This is a genomic window from Microbacterium sp. UMB0228 (genome assembly GCF_002871415.1).
Taxonomy (GTDB): domain Bacteria; phylum Actinomycetota; class Actinomycetes; order Actinomycetales; family Microbacteriaceae; genus Microbacterium.
This window is the reverse complement of record NZ_PNFU01000009.1, coordinates 90,271-105,470: the sequence shown is the minus strand read 5'-3', so window position 1 is coordinate 105,470 and position 15,200 is coordinate 90,271. Positions and strand designations below refer to the sequence as shown.

At 70.3% G+C, this 15,200-nt stretch carries 16 protein-coding genes; 10 read left to right on the top strand and 6 right to left on the bottom strand.

Annotated features, from left to right (window positions below; genetic code table 11):
* Positions 1-28 precede the first annotated feature (28 nt).
* Positions 29-1,468, top strand: coding sequence for a cation:dicarboxylate symporter family transporter (locus CJ226_RS16760; RefSeq protein ID WP_102209887.1), 1,440 nt, complete (start codon positions 29-31; stop codon positions 1,466-1,468).
* A gap of 54 nt (positions 1,469-1,522) precedes the next feature.
* On the opposite strand, the gene CJ226_RS16755 is transcribed toward CJ226_RS16760, so the two are convergent.
* Both CJ226_RS16755 and CJ226_RS16750 read right to left on the bottom strand, forming a co-directional pair.
* Entirely contained in the window at positions 1,523-1,702 is a 180-nt protein-coding gene (locus CJ226_RS16755; RefSeq protein ID WP_025103207.1) for a DUF5302 domain-containing protein, read from the bottom strand.
* 39 nt (positions 1,703-1,741) lie between these two features.
* Complete coding sequence (locus tag CJ226_RS16750) at positions 1,742-2,326, bottom strand: DedA family protein (RefSeq protein ID WP_231868211.1); 585 nt, start codon at positions 2,324-2,326, stop codon at positions 1,742-1,744.
* A 140-nt stretch (positions 2,327-2,466) separates the two neighbouring features.
* Here CJ226_RS16750 and CJ226_RS16745 point away from each other — a divergent pair, with 140 nt between their 5' ends.
* Positions 2,467-4,407, top strand: a complete 1,941-nt coding sequence (locus tag CJ226_RS16745; protein WP_062635230.1) for a GDSL-type esterase/lipase family protein — start codon at positions 2,467-2,469, stop codon at positions 4,405-4,407.
* A gap of 13 nt (positions 4,408-4,420) precedes the next feature.
* Here the strand turns inward: CJ226_RS16745 and CJ226_RS16740 are convergent, their stop codons facing one another.
* The gene (locus CJ226_RS16740; RefSeq protein ID WP_102209873.1) at positions 4,421-5,731 is read right to left on the bottom strand and encodes a UDP-glucose/GDP-mannose dehydrogenase family protein; all 1,311 of its coding nucleotides are present in this window, start codon (positions 5,729-5,731) and stop codon (positions 4,421-4,423) included.
* A 358-nt stretch (positions 5,732-6,089) separates the two neighbouring features.
* Here CJ226_RS16740 and CJ226_RS16735 point away from each other — a divergent pair, with 358 nt between their 5' ends.
* From CJ226_RS16735 to CJ226_RS16715, 5 genes are all read left to right on the top strand, one after another.
* Complete coding sequence (locus CJ226_RS16735; RefSeq protein WP_062634912.1) at positions 6,090-8,363, top strand: polyribonucleotide nucleotidyltransferase; 2,274 nt, start codon at positions 6,090-6,092, stop codon at positions 8,361-8,363.
* Positions 8,364-8,577: 214 nt separating this feature from the next.
* Positions 8,578-9,606 (top strand): aldo/keto reductase, encoded by a 1,029-nt coding sequence (locus CJ226_RS16730; RefSeq protein ID WP_025103211.1) that lies wholly within the window; start codon positions 8,578-8,580, stop codon positions 9,604-9,606.
* A 73-nt stretch (positions 9,607-9,679) separates the two neighbouring features.
* On the top strand, positions 9,680-10,282 hold the full coding sequence (locus CJ226_RS16725; RefSeq protein WP_025103212.1) for a histidine phosphatase family protein: 603 nt from the start codon (positions 9,680-9,682) through the stop codon (positions 10,280-10,282).
* Between the two features lie 55 nt (positions 10,283-10,337).
* Complete coding sequence (gene dapB / locus CJ226_RS16720) at positions 10,338-11,078, top strand: 4-hydroxy-tetrahydrodipicolinate reductase (RefSeq protein WP_062634910.1); 741 nt, start codon at positions 10,338-10,340, stop codon at positions 11,076-11,078.
* A 23-nt stretch (positions 11,079-11,101) separates the two neighbouring features.
* On the top strand, positions 11,102-11,512 hold the full coding sequence (locus CJ226_RS16715) for a hypothetical protein (RefSeq protein WP_308409690.1): 411 nt from the start codon (positions 11,102-11,104) through the stop codon (positions 11,510-11,512).
* 12 nt (positions 11,513-11,524) lie between these two features.
* Here the strand turns inward: CJ226_RS16715 and CJ226_RS16710 are convergent, their stop codons facing one another.
* The 3 genes from CJ226_RS16710 to CJ226_RS16700 form a co-directional block, all read right to left on the bottom strand.
* Complete coding sequence (locus tag CJ226_RS16710) at positions 11,525-11,950, bottom strand: OsmC family peroxiredoxin (RefSeq protein WP_025103215.1); 426 nt, start codon at positions 11,948-11,950, stop codon at positions 11,525-11,527.
* 84 nt (positions 11,951-12,034) lie between these two features.
* Entirely contained in the window at positions 12,035-12,607 is a 573-nt protein-coding gene (locus CJ226_RS16705; protein WP_062635228.1) for a DUF4395 family protein, read from the bottom strand.
* 20 nt (positions 12,608-12,627) lie between these two features.
* Positions 12,628-13,041 (bottom strand): thioredoxin family protein, encoded by a 414-nt coding sequence (locus CJ226_RS16700; RefSeq protein WP_102209872.1) that lies wholly within the window; start codon positions 13,039-13,041, stop codon positions 12,628-12,630.
* A gap of 113 nt (positions 13,042-13,154) precedes the next feature.
* Between CJ226_RS16700 and CJ226_RS16695 the strand changes: the two genes are divergently transcribed.
* The 3 genes from CJ226_RS16695 to CJ226_RS16685 are packed head-to-tail and all read left to right on the top strand — an operon-like array spanning position 13,155 to position 15,198.
* Complete coding sequence (locus CJ226_RS16695; protein ID WP_062634905.1) at positions 13,155-13,964, top strand: thymidylate synthase; 810 nt, start codon at positions 13,155-13,157, stop codon at positions 13,962-13,964.
* Complete coding sequence (locus CJ226_RS16690) at positions 13,961-14,437, top strand: dihydrofolate reductase (RefSeq protein ID WP_062634903.1); 477 nt, start codon at positions 13,961-13,963, stop codon at positions 14,435-14,437. The genes CJ226_RS16695 and CJ226_RS16690 overlap by 4 nt, the downstream gene beginning before the upstream one ends.
* Positions 14,437-15,198: an SDR family oxidoreductase gene (locus CJ226_RS16685; RefSeq protein WP_062634901.1), complete on the top strand. Its 762-nt coding sequence runs from the start codon at positions 14,437-14,439 to the stop codon at positions 15,196-15,198. Before CJ226_RS16690 ends, CJ226_RS16685 begins: the two co-directional genes overlap by 1 nt.
* The last annotated feature ends 2 nt before the right edge of the window (positions 15,199-15,200 follow it).

Below are 15,200 nucleotides of genomic sequence, written 5' to 3'. Positions count from 1 at the left end.
GATGACGTCGATGATCGAGGAGGACGCGATGGCGCTCACAACAGGATTCTCACTGCCGAAGTTCAACTGGCGGCGAGGGAAGCAATCGTGGGACCGGCACACCTGGCTGTATGTGTCGGTGCTCCTGGCGGTCGTGCTCGGTGCGGTCGTCGGTCTCGTCTGGCCCGAGGTCGGACAAGCTTTCGAGCCGTTGGGCAAGGGATTCGTTGCCCTGATCAAGATGATGATCGCCCCGATCATCTTCTGCACGATCGTGGTCGGTGTGGGGTCGATCGCCAAGGCGGCCACCGTCGGCAAGATCGGCGGACTCGCGCTGCTGTACTTCATGGTCATGTCGACCTTCGCCCTCGCGATCGGTCTCGTGGTGGGCAACATCATCCACCCCGGGTCCGGACTCGACATGGCCTCATCGACGTATGATGCGGTCGAGGCGGAGGCCAAGACGACACAGGAGTTCATCCTCGGCATCATCCCGACCACATTCTTCTCGGCGTTCACGGGGGAAAGCGTGCTGCAGGTGCTGTTGATCGCGCTCCTCGTCGGTTTCGCCCTCCAGGGGCTCGGCGACCGTGGCGCCACGATCATGGAGGCGGTCAAGCAGCTCCAGAGGCTCGTCTTCCGCATCCTCGGCATGATCCTGTGGCTGGCGCCGCTCGGTGCCTTCGGCGCGATCGCCGCCGTGGTCGGCAAGACCGGCATCGCCGCGATCTGGAGCCTGGGCACGCTGATGGTCGCCTTCTACATCACCTGCGTCCTGTTCATCGTGGTGATTCTCGGGGTGCTGCTGTGGGCCGTCGCGCGGGTGAACATCTTCGCGCTCATGAAGTACCTCGCCAGGGAGTACCTGCTCATCGTCGGAACGTCGTCTTCGGAGTCTGCACTGCCCCGTCTGATCGCGAAGATGGAGTTCGTCGGCGTCTCCAAGCCGGTCGTGGGCATCACCGTTCCGACCGGGTACTCGTTCAACCTCGACGGCACGGCCATCTACCTGACCATGGCCTCGCTGTTCATCGCCACAGGCATGGGCCAGCCGATGACGATCGGCGAGCAGATCGGTCTCCTCGTGTTCATGATCATCGCGAGCAAGGGAGCGGCCGGGGTCACCGGAGCAGGTCTCGCCACCCTCGCCGGCGGCCTTCAGGCTTACCGCCCCGACCTGGTCGATGGCGTCGGTGTGATCGTGGGCATCGATCGGTTCATGTCTGAGGGGCGAGCGCTTACAAACTTCACCGGTAACGCGGTCGCGACCGTGTTGATCGGCACGTGGACGAAGCAGATCGATCGTGGACGTGTGCGACGCGTGCTCAGCGGCGAGCTGCCCTTCGACGAGTCCCTGCTCGACGGCGTCGATGCGCACGGACCCGCGGGCAGCGGGAAGGACGCGGACATGCAGGAGCTGCGGGAAGCAGCCGTCGCCGAGATGACGGCGAAGGAGGAGCGGGCTCGACTCCGCGGCGACCGTCGTTGACACGCACGTGCGGGATGCGGGAGCCCGGCCGAGCCGGCTCCCGCATCCTCACGGTCAACCGCTCTTGCGTCGGAACTCGCGCCGCGTCTGCGGGGCGTGGGCGGCGTGCACGGCGGAATCGCCGTCGAGGTGAGCCTCGCCCTGCCGGTGGTGCGCGTTCTTCTTCTCGAGCGCTTCCTTGAACTTGCGCTTCATGTCCTCGGAGGAGGAGCCGGCGCCTTCTTCGGTGCTCATGCTCCCGAGCCTAGAGCACGGCCGGACGTGCGGCGAGGGTCACCGCTCCCGTCCCCGTGTGAGTCGGTCGAGCCCGAGCCCCAGGGCGACGGCGAGTGCCACCGATACCGGGACGGCGACGAGAGGGCCCCCGGGCAGTACTGCGGCGACCATCGCTCCGACGGCGGCCTGGTAGCCCGCCCACCCGAGCGCGGCCAGGGTCACGAGTACCAGGTAGCGAGGCGGATGAATGCGGGAGGCGCCCGCCACGAGGTTCACGGCGAGCCGGGCGAACGGCACGAAGCGCGCGGTGAACAGCACCGTGGCCGTGCCGTGGTCCAGCCGGTCGCGTGCCCAGGCGAGGGCCTGCCGGACGCGGCGCCCTCGCATCCAGCCCCAGCGCTCGGTGCCGACGACGCGGCCGATCAGATAGCAACAGGCGTCGCCGAGCACCGCTGCCCCCGCAGCGCAGAGCACCACCGCCCAGAGCGCGGGCGTTCCGGTGGTCACCGCCACGGCGCCGAGGGCGGTCACGGCGATCTCTCCCGGAACGACCACGAAGAACGCGTCACCGAGCACGAGCAGGCTCATCGCGGCCAGGCTCCAGGGGCCGGCGAGGACGTCGGCGATCAGGTCTGTCGGCACGGGCGTCACTCTGCCCCGGGGCGGTGAACGGGAACCAACGCGCGGATAACCGGTGACCCGTGATCCAGCATCCGGTGAACATCCGGTGCCCGACCCCGATTCCCCTCGGCGGGGACGGGGAGCGCGGCCATCCTGAAGGGGTGAGAGTCGCGATCGTCACCGAGTCCTTCCTTCCGCACATGAACGGTGTGACCGGATCCGTGATGCAGATCCTTCGTCACCTGGAGCGCCGAGGGCATGACGCCTGTGTGCTCGCTCCGGCCGCGATCGGAATCCCCGCAGAGCTGCACGGCGCGCCCGTCACCGCGATTCCCAGCGTCCCGCTCCCGGGATACCGGGACGTCCGCGTAGGCGCGGCGACGGCTCGAAGGATCGGCACGGAGCTCGACCGCTTCCGTCCCGACGTCGTCCACCTGGCGTCGCCGTTCGCGCTCGGGTGGCGGGGCCTGCTCGCCGCGGAACGCGGAGGTGTCGGGACGGTCGCGGCGTACCAGACCGACGTGGCCGCGTACACGGAGAGATACCGCGTCGCGGCGACGACCGGGATCGCCCATGCCCACATCGCCCGACTGCACCGCAGGGCGACACTCACGCTCGCGCCGTCCACCGAGTCGGCACAGCAGCTGAGCCGGCTCGGCATCGACCGCATCCGGTCCTGGGGGCGGGGTGTGGACGCCGAGCTCTTCCACCCCTCGCGGCGCAGCGGCGCGCTCCGGGCCGAGTGGGGAGCCGAGATCGTCATCGGCTATGTCGGACGCCTCGCCCCCGAGAAGCAGGTGGAGGATCTCGCCGCGCTGCACGGCATTCCCGGCACGCGTCTCGTCATCGTCGGAGACGGCCCCCGGAGGGAGCGGCTGCAGGAGCAGCTTCCCGACGCCCTCTTCCTCGGGCGGCTCGACGGGGAGGTGCTCGCGGCGGCGCTGGCCTCCTTCGACGTCTTCGTGCATCCGGGGGAGAGCGAGACCTTCGGGCAGACACTCCAGGAGGCCCATGCGAGCGGTGTCCCCGTGGTCGCCACAGGCAGAGGGGGCCCGCTCGACCTCGTCCGGCCCGGCGTCGACGGGTGGCTGTACCGACCAGGAGACCTCGCAGACCTCCGCCGTCGCGTGACCGAGCTCGCCGGAGACGAGCGCCGGCGTCGGGCGTTCGGGGAGGCGGGCTGGAGCGCGGTGCAGGGCCGGAGCTGGGCGCACCTCGGAGATCAGCTCCTGGATCACTTCGAGGAGGCACAGACGCTGCACGTCGTGGACCGTCGTCTGCGCGCTCGCCGCCTCGTCCGGCCGGAGCCGGCCCCGCACGCCCCCGCGCGCCGCTGGCGGCGGATCGTCGCCCTCGGCGACTCGGTGACCGAGGGGCTCTGCGATCCCGGACCCGATGGGGCGCTCCGCGGGTGGGCGGACCGGCTCGCGCTGCTCCTCGCCGCGCGGGGAGGCCTCCACTACGCGAACCTCGCGATCCGGTCGAAGCGCGTGGCCGACGTATGCGGACCGCAGCTGGAGCGGGCGCGCGAACTCCGCCCCGACCTGGTCACCGTCCTGGTGGGTGCCAACGATCTCGTGAGGCACCGCGTCGACGTGCCCGCGCTCGCCGCGAGCCTGGAGACCGCGGTACGGCGGCTGCGCGCGACCGGTGCCGACGTGATCCTGGTCACGCCGTTCCTGCCCGCCCGTCGCGCGGCGGCGCTGTACGCGCGGCGCTTCTCCGCCTTCGCCACGGCGCTCGCCGGGGTCGCTGCGCGGACCGGTGCGATCCTCATCGACACCGATCTGCTCCCGGCGCTGGGGGAGCGACAGCACTGGGGCGAGGACCTCGTGCATCTCGGCAGTCGGGGTCACCGCGTGCTCGCCTATCGCGTCGCGGAGGTGCTCGGGGTGCCGCACGCCGATGCGCTGGGAGCGCTGGATGCGGCGTTGCACGAGAACGAGCCGATCGGACGCGCGGCCTGGTGGCGGCAGTACGCGCTCCCGTGGGTGTGGCGACGACTGCACGGCCGCGCCGCGGGGGACGGGCGTCGGGCGAAGCACGACGACTACGTCTACCTCGGGCGCTCCACCGTGCCGCAGGATGCCAGCGTGGTCTGACCGGCGGGAAGCCTCAGCGTCGCCCCATCCCGTGGTAGGTCCAGCCGGCAGCCCGCCAGGCGTCGGCGTCCAGACAGTTCCGCCCGTCGATCACGATGCGGCCCCGCACGAGCCCGCCGGCGTGCTGGGGATGGAGCTCCCGGCGGTACTCGTCCCACTCCGTGACGACGACGACCGCATCCGCGTCCCGCAGCGCCTCGTCCCTGGACGAGGCGTACCCGAGTTGCGGATGCCGTGCGCGGGCGTTCTCGATCGCCGCGGGGTCGGTCACCACGACATCGGCGCCCAGTCCGCGCAGCCGCACGGCCACCTCCAGGGCGGGGGAGTCGCGGACGTCGTCGCTGAAGGGCTTGAAGGCCGCACCGAGGACGGCGATCCTCCGCCCGAAGACGAGGCCGCCGAGCGCATCCACCACGAGGCGCACCGCCCGATCCCGTCGGCGGAGGTTGATGGCGTCCACCTCGTGGAGGAACCCGACGGCCTCCCCGCGTCCGAGCTCCTGGGCGCGCGCCGCGAACGCGCGGATGTCCTTGGGCAGGCAGCCGCCCCCGAACCCGATCCCCGAGCCGAGGTAGCGGCGGCCGATGCGCGAGTCGTGTCCGAGTGCTTCGGCGAGGAGGGTGACGTCCGCTCCGGCCGCCTCGGCGATCTCGGCCATGGCGTTGATGAACGAGATCTTCGTCGCGAGGAACGCGTTGGCGGCACCCTTCACGAGCTCAGCGGTGGCGAGGTCGGTGACGAGGAAGGGCGCGCCCGCGTCGATCGCCGCGGCGTACACGCGGCGGAGCAGGTCGACGGCGGCGGCGCCCTGCGGGGTGTCCTCGGCGCCGACCACCAGACGGTCGGGGCGGAGGGTGTCGTGGACGGCCCAGCCCTCCCGGAGGAACTCGGGGTTCCAGGCGAGCGTCGCGCCGGTCTGCGCGATCCGACGGGCGAGACGGGCGGCGGTGCCCACGGGGACCGTCGACTTCCCGGCCACCACCGCCCCGGGTCGCAGGTGCGGGAGCAGCCCGTCGATCGCCGCGTCGACGAAGCGGAGGTCGGCTGCGGGCCCGGAGGCGGACTGCGGGGTGCCGACCGCGAGGAAGTGCACCTCCGCCCCGGCAGCGGCCGCCGGATCCGCGGCGAAGCGCAACCGCCCTGACCGCACCCCCTCCTCGAGGAGCTCGGCGAGGCCCGGCTCGAAGAAGGGCGCGGCGCCTGCGGTGAGGTCGGCGACCTTGCCCTCGTCCACGTCGATCCCCACGACATCGTGACCGAGCGAGGCCATCGCCGCGGCGTGCACCGCTCCCAGATACCCGCATCCGATCACTGACATTCGCATGCGCTCAGCACAGCCGAGCCTTCTCTCGCTCCGGCGCACGCGCGGTGAACACCGGGTGACGGTCGGGTGTCTGGACCGGGTCGCGCGCGGAGCCCGGGTCTTTTGGGCACACGCTGGTAGTGTGGTCGAGGGCGACCCCGGTCACCCGACAATTTCACATCGACTCATGGAGCGATCGGCGGAGAAGCTGGTCCCCTGTGGTGGGTTCCTCGGCGCAGGTCGGGTGACTTTCTACTGGTGGCCAGCGCAGGCGAGATTCGCGGGAATGCCCGCGCGCCCGAACCCTTCCGTTCCGCTCCTTTGAACACGCTCGCGCGTCACACGGATTCGCGAGTCTAAACAAAGAAGGAGAGACCTCTTGGAAGGTCCTGAAATCACCGCCACCGAGGCCGTTCTCGACAACGGCCGCTTCGGCACCCGCACCATCCGCTTCGAGACCGGCCGCCTCGCGCAGCAGGCTCAGGGCGCCGTCGCCGCCTACCTGGACGGCGAGACCATGCTCCTGTCGGCCACGAGCGCGGGCAAGCACCCGCGTGAGGGCTTCGACTTCTTCCCCCTGACGGTCGACGTCGAGGAGCGCTCCTACGCCGCCGGCAAGATCCCCGGCTCGTTCTTCCGTCGTGAGGGTCGTCCCTCGACCGAGGCGATCCTGGTCTGCCGTCTGATCGACCGTCCGCTCCGCCCGTCGTTCGTCGACGGCCTGCGCAACGAGGTCCAGATCGTCATCACGGTCCTCTCGATCGCGCCGGGCGAGTTCTACGACGCCCTCGCGATCAACGCCGCGTCCGCGTCCACCCAGATCTCGGGTCTGCCGTTCTCCGGCCCCGTCGCCGGTGTGCGCCTCGCGTTCATCCCCGGTCACGGTCAGCACGAGGACCAGTGGGTCGCGTTCCCGACCGCCGAGCAGGTCTCCGAGGCCGTGTTCGACCTCATCGTCGCCGGCCGCGTGGTCACCAAGGCCGACGGCTCCGAGGACGTCGCGATCATGATGGTCGAGGCCGAGGCGACCGAGGGCAGCTGGAACCTGATCAAGGCCGGCGCCACCAAGCCCGACGAGACCATCGTGGCCCAGGGCCTCGAGGCCTCGAAGCCGTTCATCGCCCAGCTCGTCAAGGCCCAGGCCGAGCTCGCCGCCACCGCGTCGAAGGAGCCGGGCGTCTACCCGGTCTTCCCCGCGTACAGCGACGAGGTCTACGACTTCGTGTCCGAGCGCGCGTTCGCCGAGCTGAGCGACGTCTACCAGATCGCTGACAAGACCGAGCGCCAGAACGCCGACGACGCGATCAAGGACCGCGTCAAGGCCGAGCTCATCGAGGCCACCGAGGCGGGCTCGCTCCCGGCTGCGGCCCCGCTGGAGTTCTCCGCGGCGTACAAGTCCGTCACGAAGAAGATCGTGCGTGGTCGCATCCTCACCGAGGGCACCCGCATCGACGGCCGCGGGCTGGCGGACATCCGTCCGCTCGACGCCGAGGTGCAGGTCATCCCGCGCGTGCACGGCTCCGCGATCTTCCAGCGCGGCGAGACCCAGATCATGGGTGTCACCACGCTGAACATGCTCAAGATGGAGCAGCAGATCGACTCGCTGTCGCCCACGACGAGCAAGCGCTACATGCACCACTACAACTTCCCGCCCTACTCGACCGGTGAGACCGGCCGCGTTGGTTCGCCGAAGCGTCGCGAGATCGGGCACGGCTTCCTCGCCGAGCGCGCTCTGGTGCCGGTTCTGCCGAGCCGCGAGGAGTTCCCGTACGCGATCCGTCAGGTGTCCGAGGCGCTGAGCTCCAACGGCTCCACCTCGATGGGCTCCGTCTGCGCGTCGACCCTCTCGCTCCTCAACGCGGGTGTGCCGCTGCGCGCCCCCGTCGCCGGCATCGCGATGGGTCTCGTCTCCGACGAGGTCAACGGGGAGACCCGGTACGCGGCGCTGACCGACATCCTGGGTGCGGAGGACGCGCTCGGCGACATGGACTTCAAGGTCGCCGGCACGAGCGAGTTCGTCACCGCCATCCAGCTCGACACGAAGCTCGACGGCATCCCGTCGTCGGTGCTCGCGGGCGCGCTGACCCAGGCCAAGGACGCTCGTCTGACGATCCTCAACGTCCTGAACGCCGCGATCGACGCTCCCGACGAGATGGCGCCCACCGCGCCGCGCGTCATCAGCGTCCAGATCCCGGTCGACAAGATCGGCGAGCTGATCGGCCCGAAGGGCAAGACGATCAACGCGATCCAGGACGAGACCGGTGCGCAGATCTCCATCGAGGAGGACGGCACCGTCTACATCGGCGCGACCGACGGCCCCTCGGCCGAGGCCGCCCGTGCCCAGGTCAACGCCATCGCCAACCCGACCAACCCGGAGGTCGGCGAGCAGTTCCTCGGCACCGTCGTGAAGATCGCCACCTTCGGCGCCTTCATCTCGCTGCTGCCGGGCAAGGACGGTCTGCTGCACGTCACCGAGGTGCGCAAGCTCGCCGGTGGCAAGCGTGTGGAGAACGTCGAGGACGTGCTCTCCGTCGGCCAGAAGATCCTCGTGAAGATCACGAAGATCGACGACCGCGGCAAGCTGTCGCTCGAGCCCGTGCTCGACGACGCGCCCGCTGCGGACGAGACTCCGGCCGAGGACGCCGCCGAGTAAGACAACGGATGACACGGAACCCGGGTCTCTCCGTCGGAGAGGCCCGGGTTCCGTCGTCTGTGCCGTGATCGAAACGTTATGGGAAGTTTGCGCGCCGTTCCCCGGATTGGTCGGGACGTTCGCGCATGTCGCATACCCTCGAAGTACGCACCGGGGGGTGCCAGCGAAGCAGTGATGTCGATCGGCTCCGGCCGATCACGGCGGGGGTGAGAGTATGCGGTTGTTCAGCGTAGGCGCAGGAACACCTGCTGAACGCGCCCCGCAGGAGCACGAGGACCACCCGTCCGCCCCCATCCCGATCGTCGGGCCCGGCGTGGGGGAGTCCATCCGCGCCGCCCTCGGCGAGACCGGGTATGAGACGTTCCCGCTGATGCTCGGCGCCGCGGAGTTCGGATGGAACGTCGATCTCGAGACGAGCCACGGCATCCTCGACCGCTACGTGGAGTTCGGCGGCAACGCCATCCATACCGCGGACGGGTTCTCCGGCGGGCGGAGCGAGCACATCCTCGGGCAGTGGCTGCGGTCGCGGGACCAGCGCGAGCGGGTCGTCCTGAGCGTGCGCATCGGCGCGCACGCCGACAACCCCGGCCTGGGATCGGTCAACCTCGTCCGTGCCGTCGAGGGGTCGTTGACCCGGCTCGGCGTCGAGCGCATCGACGTGCTGTACCTCGACGCCACGCTGGACGCGACGACCAACCTCGAAGACACCCTCGCCACGGTCGAGTGGCTCGTCGAGGCGGGGAAGATCGGGGCGCTCGGCGCATACGGCTTCACGCCGGAGAGGCTCGTCGAGGCGCGGATCCTCGCGTCGGCGGGGTATCCGCGTATCACGGTCATCGACACGCCGTACAACCTCGTCCGTCGGCAGCCGTTCGAGGGCGACCTGCGGCTCGTCGCCGGCGCGCAGAACCTCGCCGTGACGCCGTCCCACGCGCTGGAGCACGGATTCCTGTCCGGCCGTCACCGGACGAAGGCGGTCGCGTCCCGCGGCGTCCGCGGCGAGCAGCTGCGGGGTCACCTCAACCGCCGAGGGACCAAGGTGCTGCGTGCGCTGGATCAGGTCGCGGCGGAGCTCGCCGTGCCTGTCGCGGCCGTGTCCATCGCGTGGCTGCTCGCGCAGCGCACGGTCGCCGCGCCGATCGTGAACACGTTCGCGACCGACCACGTCGACGAGCTCATGCAGGGCGCGGGCGTGACGCTGTCCCGGGTACAGGTCGCCGACCTCACCCGCGCGGGCGCCTGAGCTCTCGGCGCCCGTGACATAGGGTGGAAGAGGAAGACCGGCGGATGCTGGCGACGAGGCGAGCGAGCGAGTTGTGACGCACTACATATATCTGGTCAGACACGGTGAACATCAGGATGCCGAGCACGGCCTCGCCGACGGACCCCTCTCCCCGCGCGGTCAGCGGCAGGCGGAGCTCATCGCGGATCGCCTCTCCGGCCTCCCGCTCGACGCGGTGTGGCATTCGCCGCTCCTGCGGGCCGCGGAGACGGCGCGAGCGATCGCCGGCCGACTCCCGTCCGTGGATCCTGAGCCCTCCGCGCTGCTCTTCGACTGCGTGCCGACGGGGATGACGGAGGAGACGCCGGCGGTGTTCGAGCCCTTCTTCGGCTCCGTGACCGAGGCGGAGATCGAGGCGGGCCGCGCGCAGATGTCCGATGCCGTCAACGAGTTCCTCGTGCGGAAGACCGGCGACGTGCACGAGGTGCTCATCACCCACAACTTCGTGATCTCGTGGTTCGTGCGCGAGGTCCTCGCCGCACCGGACTGGCGCTGGATGACCCTGAACCAGTCGCACTGCGGGTTGACGGTGATCGCGCAGAAGCAGGGACGGCCATGGACCCTGCTCACGCACAACGACACCGGCCATCTTCCGATGGAGCTGCGGACGGGCATCCCGGACGCGTTGCTGGTCTGATCGACGCCTCCGCGCGCCGCGACCCCCGGCCGACGCCCGGAAATAGACTGGACGCATGACCACGAAGGTAGCCCTCGTCGGCGGGACCGGAAAGCTCGGGACGATCATCGCTGCGGTGATCGAGGAGCTCGAGGGCTTCGAGGTGAGCCGGGTGCTGACGTCGGCGAGCGACCTGTCGGAGCTCGCGGGCGCCGACCTCGTGATCGACGCCTCCACGCCGCAGGTCAGCATCGACGTGGTGCGCACGGCCGTGGAGCACGGGCTCAACATCCTCGTGGCCACCTCCGGCTGGTCGGCGGAGCGGATCGCCCTCGTCCGGCCGCTCGTCGAAGCCGCCGACACGGGAGCGGTGTTCATCCCGAACTTCTCCCTCGGCTCCGTTCTTGGCTCGGCCCTCGCGGCGGCCGCCGCGCCCTACTTCGGCTCGGCGGAGATCGTCGAGGCGCACCGGGAGACGAAGGTGGACTCGCCCAGCGGGACCGCCGTCCGCACGGCGGAGCTCATCGCCGCCGCGCGTGCAACCCAGGGTCCGGTGAGTGCGCCGCATGCCGATCAGCGCGCCCGAGGACAGCAGGTCGGCAGCGTGCCCATCCACTCGCTTCGCCGTCCCGGGGTGATCGCCAAGCAGGAGGTGATCCTGTCCGGTCCGGGGGAGTCGCTGACCTTCACGCATGACACAACGGACCCGGCCCTGGCGTATGCGCCGGGGATCCGCCTGGCCGTGCCCTATGCGGCCACCGCCACCGGCGTCGTGGTGGGCCTGGAGAACATGCTCGACATCGGCATCCGCTCGTGATGTCGCGGATCGGGGTCGGGCTGATGGCCGCAGCCCTCCTGCTCTACCTCGTCGTGGCGGGCTGGCTCGCCGTCATGTTCCTCGCGGTGGGCACGCCTGTCTCCATCGGGATGGGCATCACGCTCCTCGTGCTCGCACCCGTGGGCGGGTGGGCGCTGGTGCGCGAGATGCTTTTCGGGTTCGGTGCCGACCGTCTGGGACGCCTGCTCGACGCCGAGGGCGGCATGCCGCCCGTGGAGACCGAGCTCACGCCCAGCGGACGCATCGCCCGCAAGGACGCCGACGCGCTCGTTGCGCGGTACACGGCGGAGGCGGAGGCGGCGCCCACCGACTGGCGGGCGCGCTATCGCCTCGGCGTCGTGCAGGACGCGGCGGGACGCCGCAAGGACGCCAGGGCGAGCATTCGACAGGCGATCAGCCTCTCCCGCGCCTGACGTCCACGCGGCTCAGGCGAGAGTCGCCTCGAGCGTGATCTCGATGCCCGCGAGAGCCTGGGACACCGGGCATCCGGTCTTCGCCCCCTCGGCGATCTCCTGGAACTTCTCCGCGGTCAGACCCGGAACCGTCGCGTTGACGTTGAGGTGGCTGCCGGTGATGCCGACGCCCGGCTTGAAGGTGACCGAGGCGCTGGTGTCTACGCGCTCCGGGGGCGTGCCGTTCTCGGCGAGTGCGTGCGAGAGCGCCATGCTGAAGCAGGAGGCATGCGCCGCGGCGATGAGCTCCTCCGGCGTCGTGGTCGTGTCGCTGCCCTCGCTGCGCGACTTCCAGTCGATCGGGAACGTTCCCAGATGCGAGGAGGAGAAGGCGACCGTGCCAGAACCCTCCGTGAGCGATCCGGTCCAGGTGGCGGCGGCTTCACTGGTGACGGGCATGGTTCCTCCGGTTCTGACGCCACCGGGGGAGCGGCGTCACTTGCTCGTCAGCCTACCGAGCGACCGGGCCTTCGGAAACCGGCGTCAGGCGGCGCGGCGCGGTCGTCCGGTGAGTCCGACGCGCTGCAGCAGGAGGTAGAGCTGGCACCCGAGGCACAGTCCGAACACGGCGTTGAGGAAGGCGGCGAGGAACGCGGCGGCGGTGGCGATCGGAAGGGCCCACGGCACGCCGGCGAGGTGGAGCAGGAGGCCGAGTCCCACGACGACGAGACCCACGCCCTGGGCGAATCGCGGGGGACGAGGATCCTCCAGCTCTGCGGGCGGCGCGAGGCGCGGACGGACGAAGCGGCGGAAGAGGACGCCCCACGGTGCGGTGGCGGGAGAGACGACGCCCCAGAGGAAGAGCCCCGCGATCAGCGTGGCCAGGACGAAGCCAGGGTCGAGCACGCGCGCGACGAGCCCTGCAGTGGATACCGCCCAGCCGCCTCCTCCGATGAACGCGAACTCCGACGACGTCGTGAGCGCGAACCAGCGATCGGCGGTCCGCGCCGTGGAGATCCCGATGAGGGCCAGGAACGTCGCGACGGCGAGCAGGAGTGCGGTGATCCCGGCGGCGAAGCGGGGCCCGCGCGGATCGATTCCGGGGGGAGGGGTCATCATCTGCTCCAGACGGGGTCTCAGACGGCGGCGAGGGCGTGGGTCAGGCTCTCGCGAGCGGGTATGCCCGCGAACCGGGCACTGACTCGCCCGGTGGCGTCGAGCACGAAGGTGGTCGGCGTCTGCAGCACACGGTAGCGCGCCGAGAGATCCGGGCGGTGCGTGAGATCGACCTCGATGTGCGCGAGGCCGGCGTCCTCAGACGCATAGGAGCCGAGAAGACGACGCACTTGGGGGCAGCGGGCGCAGGTCTCCGTGCTGAACTGCACGAGCGTCGCCGTGGCCCCCAGCGCCGCGCCCTCCGCATCAGCGGGATCGAACCGCAGGTCGCCGCCGTCGCGGCGGCGGCCCTCTCTCCCGCGGAGCACGAGCCCGACCACGGTCGCGAGCACCAGCAGCGCGGCCAGGGCAGCGAGAGCGAGCGCGGGGGACATCCCTCGAGGCTAGAGCCGTGGCGGCAGAAGCGTCGCGATGTTTCGGTCCGTGACGTGCGGATCGTGTCACGGCCACCGCCCCCGCCGGGAGCGAGGCGGGTATCCTGACAACCATGAGCGCCGCTGTCCCGACTCCGTACGAAGACCTGCTCCGCGACGTGCTCGAGACGGGCACGCACAAGAGCGATCGCACCGGGACCGGGACCACGAGCGTGTTCGGGCGGCAGATCCGCTTCGATCTCGCGGAGGGCTTCCCCCTCATCACCACGAAGCGCGTGCACTTCAAGTCCATCGCGTACGAGTTGTTGTGGTTCCTGCGCGGCGATTCCAACGTCCGCTGGCTGCAGGAGAACGGGGTCTCGATCTGGGACGAGTGGGCGGACGAGGACGGCGACCTCGGCCCGGTGTACGGCGTCCAGTGGCGGTCCTGGCCGACTCCCGACGGCGGCAGCATCGATCAGCTGACCGAGGTCATCGAGCAGATCCGGCGCACACCCGACTCGCGGCGTCTCCTCGTCTCCGCCTGGAATCCCGCCGACATCCCGGACATGGCGCTCGCACCGTGCCACGCACTGTTCCAGTTCTACGTCGCCGACGGAAAGCTCTCCTGCCAGCTCTACCAGCGCAGCGCGGACATGTTCCTCGGCGTCCCCTTCAACATCGCCTCCTACGCGCTGCTGACGATGATGATCGCGCAGCAGGTGGGGCTGGAGCCCGGCGACTTCGTGTGGACCGGCGGGGACTGCCACGTCTACGACAACCACGTCGAGCAGGTGCGCGAGCAGCTCACGCGAGAGGCCTACCCGTACCCGACGCTGCGGTTCGCGCGGAAGCCGGAGTCGATCTTCGACTACCGGTTCGAGGACTTCGTCGTCGAGGACTACCAGCACCACGCACCGATCAGGGCGGCGGTGGCGGTATGACCTGGGTGGGGCTCATCTGGGCCGAGGCCGCCGGAGGCGTGATCGGCGCCGAGGGCGGCATGCCCTGGTACGTGCCGGAGGATCTGGCGCACTTCAAGGAGACCACGCAGGGAGCTCCGGTCGTCATGGGACGCAAGACCTGGGACTCGCTGCCCGAGCGATTCCGTCCCCTGCCCGGTCGCGACAACATCGTCGTGACCCGCCAGCAGGACTGGACGGCGGAGGGCGCCCGCCGTGCGTCCACGGTGTCCGAGGCCGTGCGCGGCCAGGAGAAGGTGTGGATCATCGGCGGTGCGGAGATCTTCCGTCAGGTGATCGCCGACGCCGACCGGCTCGAGGTCACGGAGCTCGACCTCACGGTCGACGGCGACACGTTCGCTCCGCCGAAGACCGGGTGGCGCGTGGTCGACGAAGGGGACTGGCAGACCTCCCGGACGGGCGTCCGGTATCGCTTCCTGAGGTACGAGCGCTGATGCCCACCGCACTGATCACCGGAGCCAGCGCGGGGCTGGGCGCCGAGTTCGCCCGTCAGCTGGCACGTCGACGCGCCGACCTCGTGCTCGTGGCCCGCTCGGAGGAGTCGCTCTCGGCTCTCGCGGGGGAGTTGCGCGGCGAGTGGGGAGTGGCTGTCGAGGTGCTCCCGGCCGATCTGTCCGAGGAGGCGGGCGTCGAGCTCGTCGCGGCTCGGCTCCGTGATCGGGACGATCCGATTGACCTGCTCGTGAACAACGCCGGGTTCGGATTGCCGTTGCAGTTCGCCGACAACGACATCGAAGACGAGGTGCGGCATCTGCGTGTGCACGTCGAGGCCTCCATGCGCCTGATGCACGCGGCCCTGCAGACCATGCGGGGGCGGGGCGGTCGGATCATCAACGTCGCCTCGGTGGCCGGTTTCATCTCGCGGTCGACGTACTCCGCCTGCAAGGCCTGGCTCATCGACTTCAGCCGGTGGGCGAACACCGCCTACGGCCCGGACGGCGTGAGCGTCACGGCACTCTGCCCCGGTTTCACGCACACGTCCTTCCACGAGCGGATGGGTCTCGCGGTCGGCGAGGAGGGCGTGCCGACCTTCCTGTGGCTCGATGCCCGAGACGTCGTGCGCGAGGGGCTCCGTGACGCGGCGCGCGGCAAGGCCGTGTCCATCCCCTCCGTGCGGTACAAGGCCGTCGTGGCCGCGACGAAGGTGCTGCCCCGATCCCTCACCGCGGCGGTCGCCCGTCGGGGTCGGGTCTGACC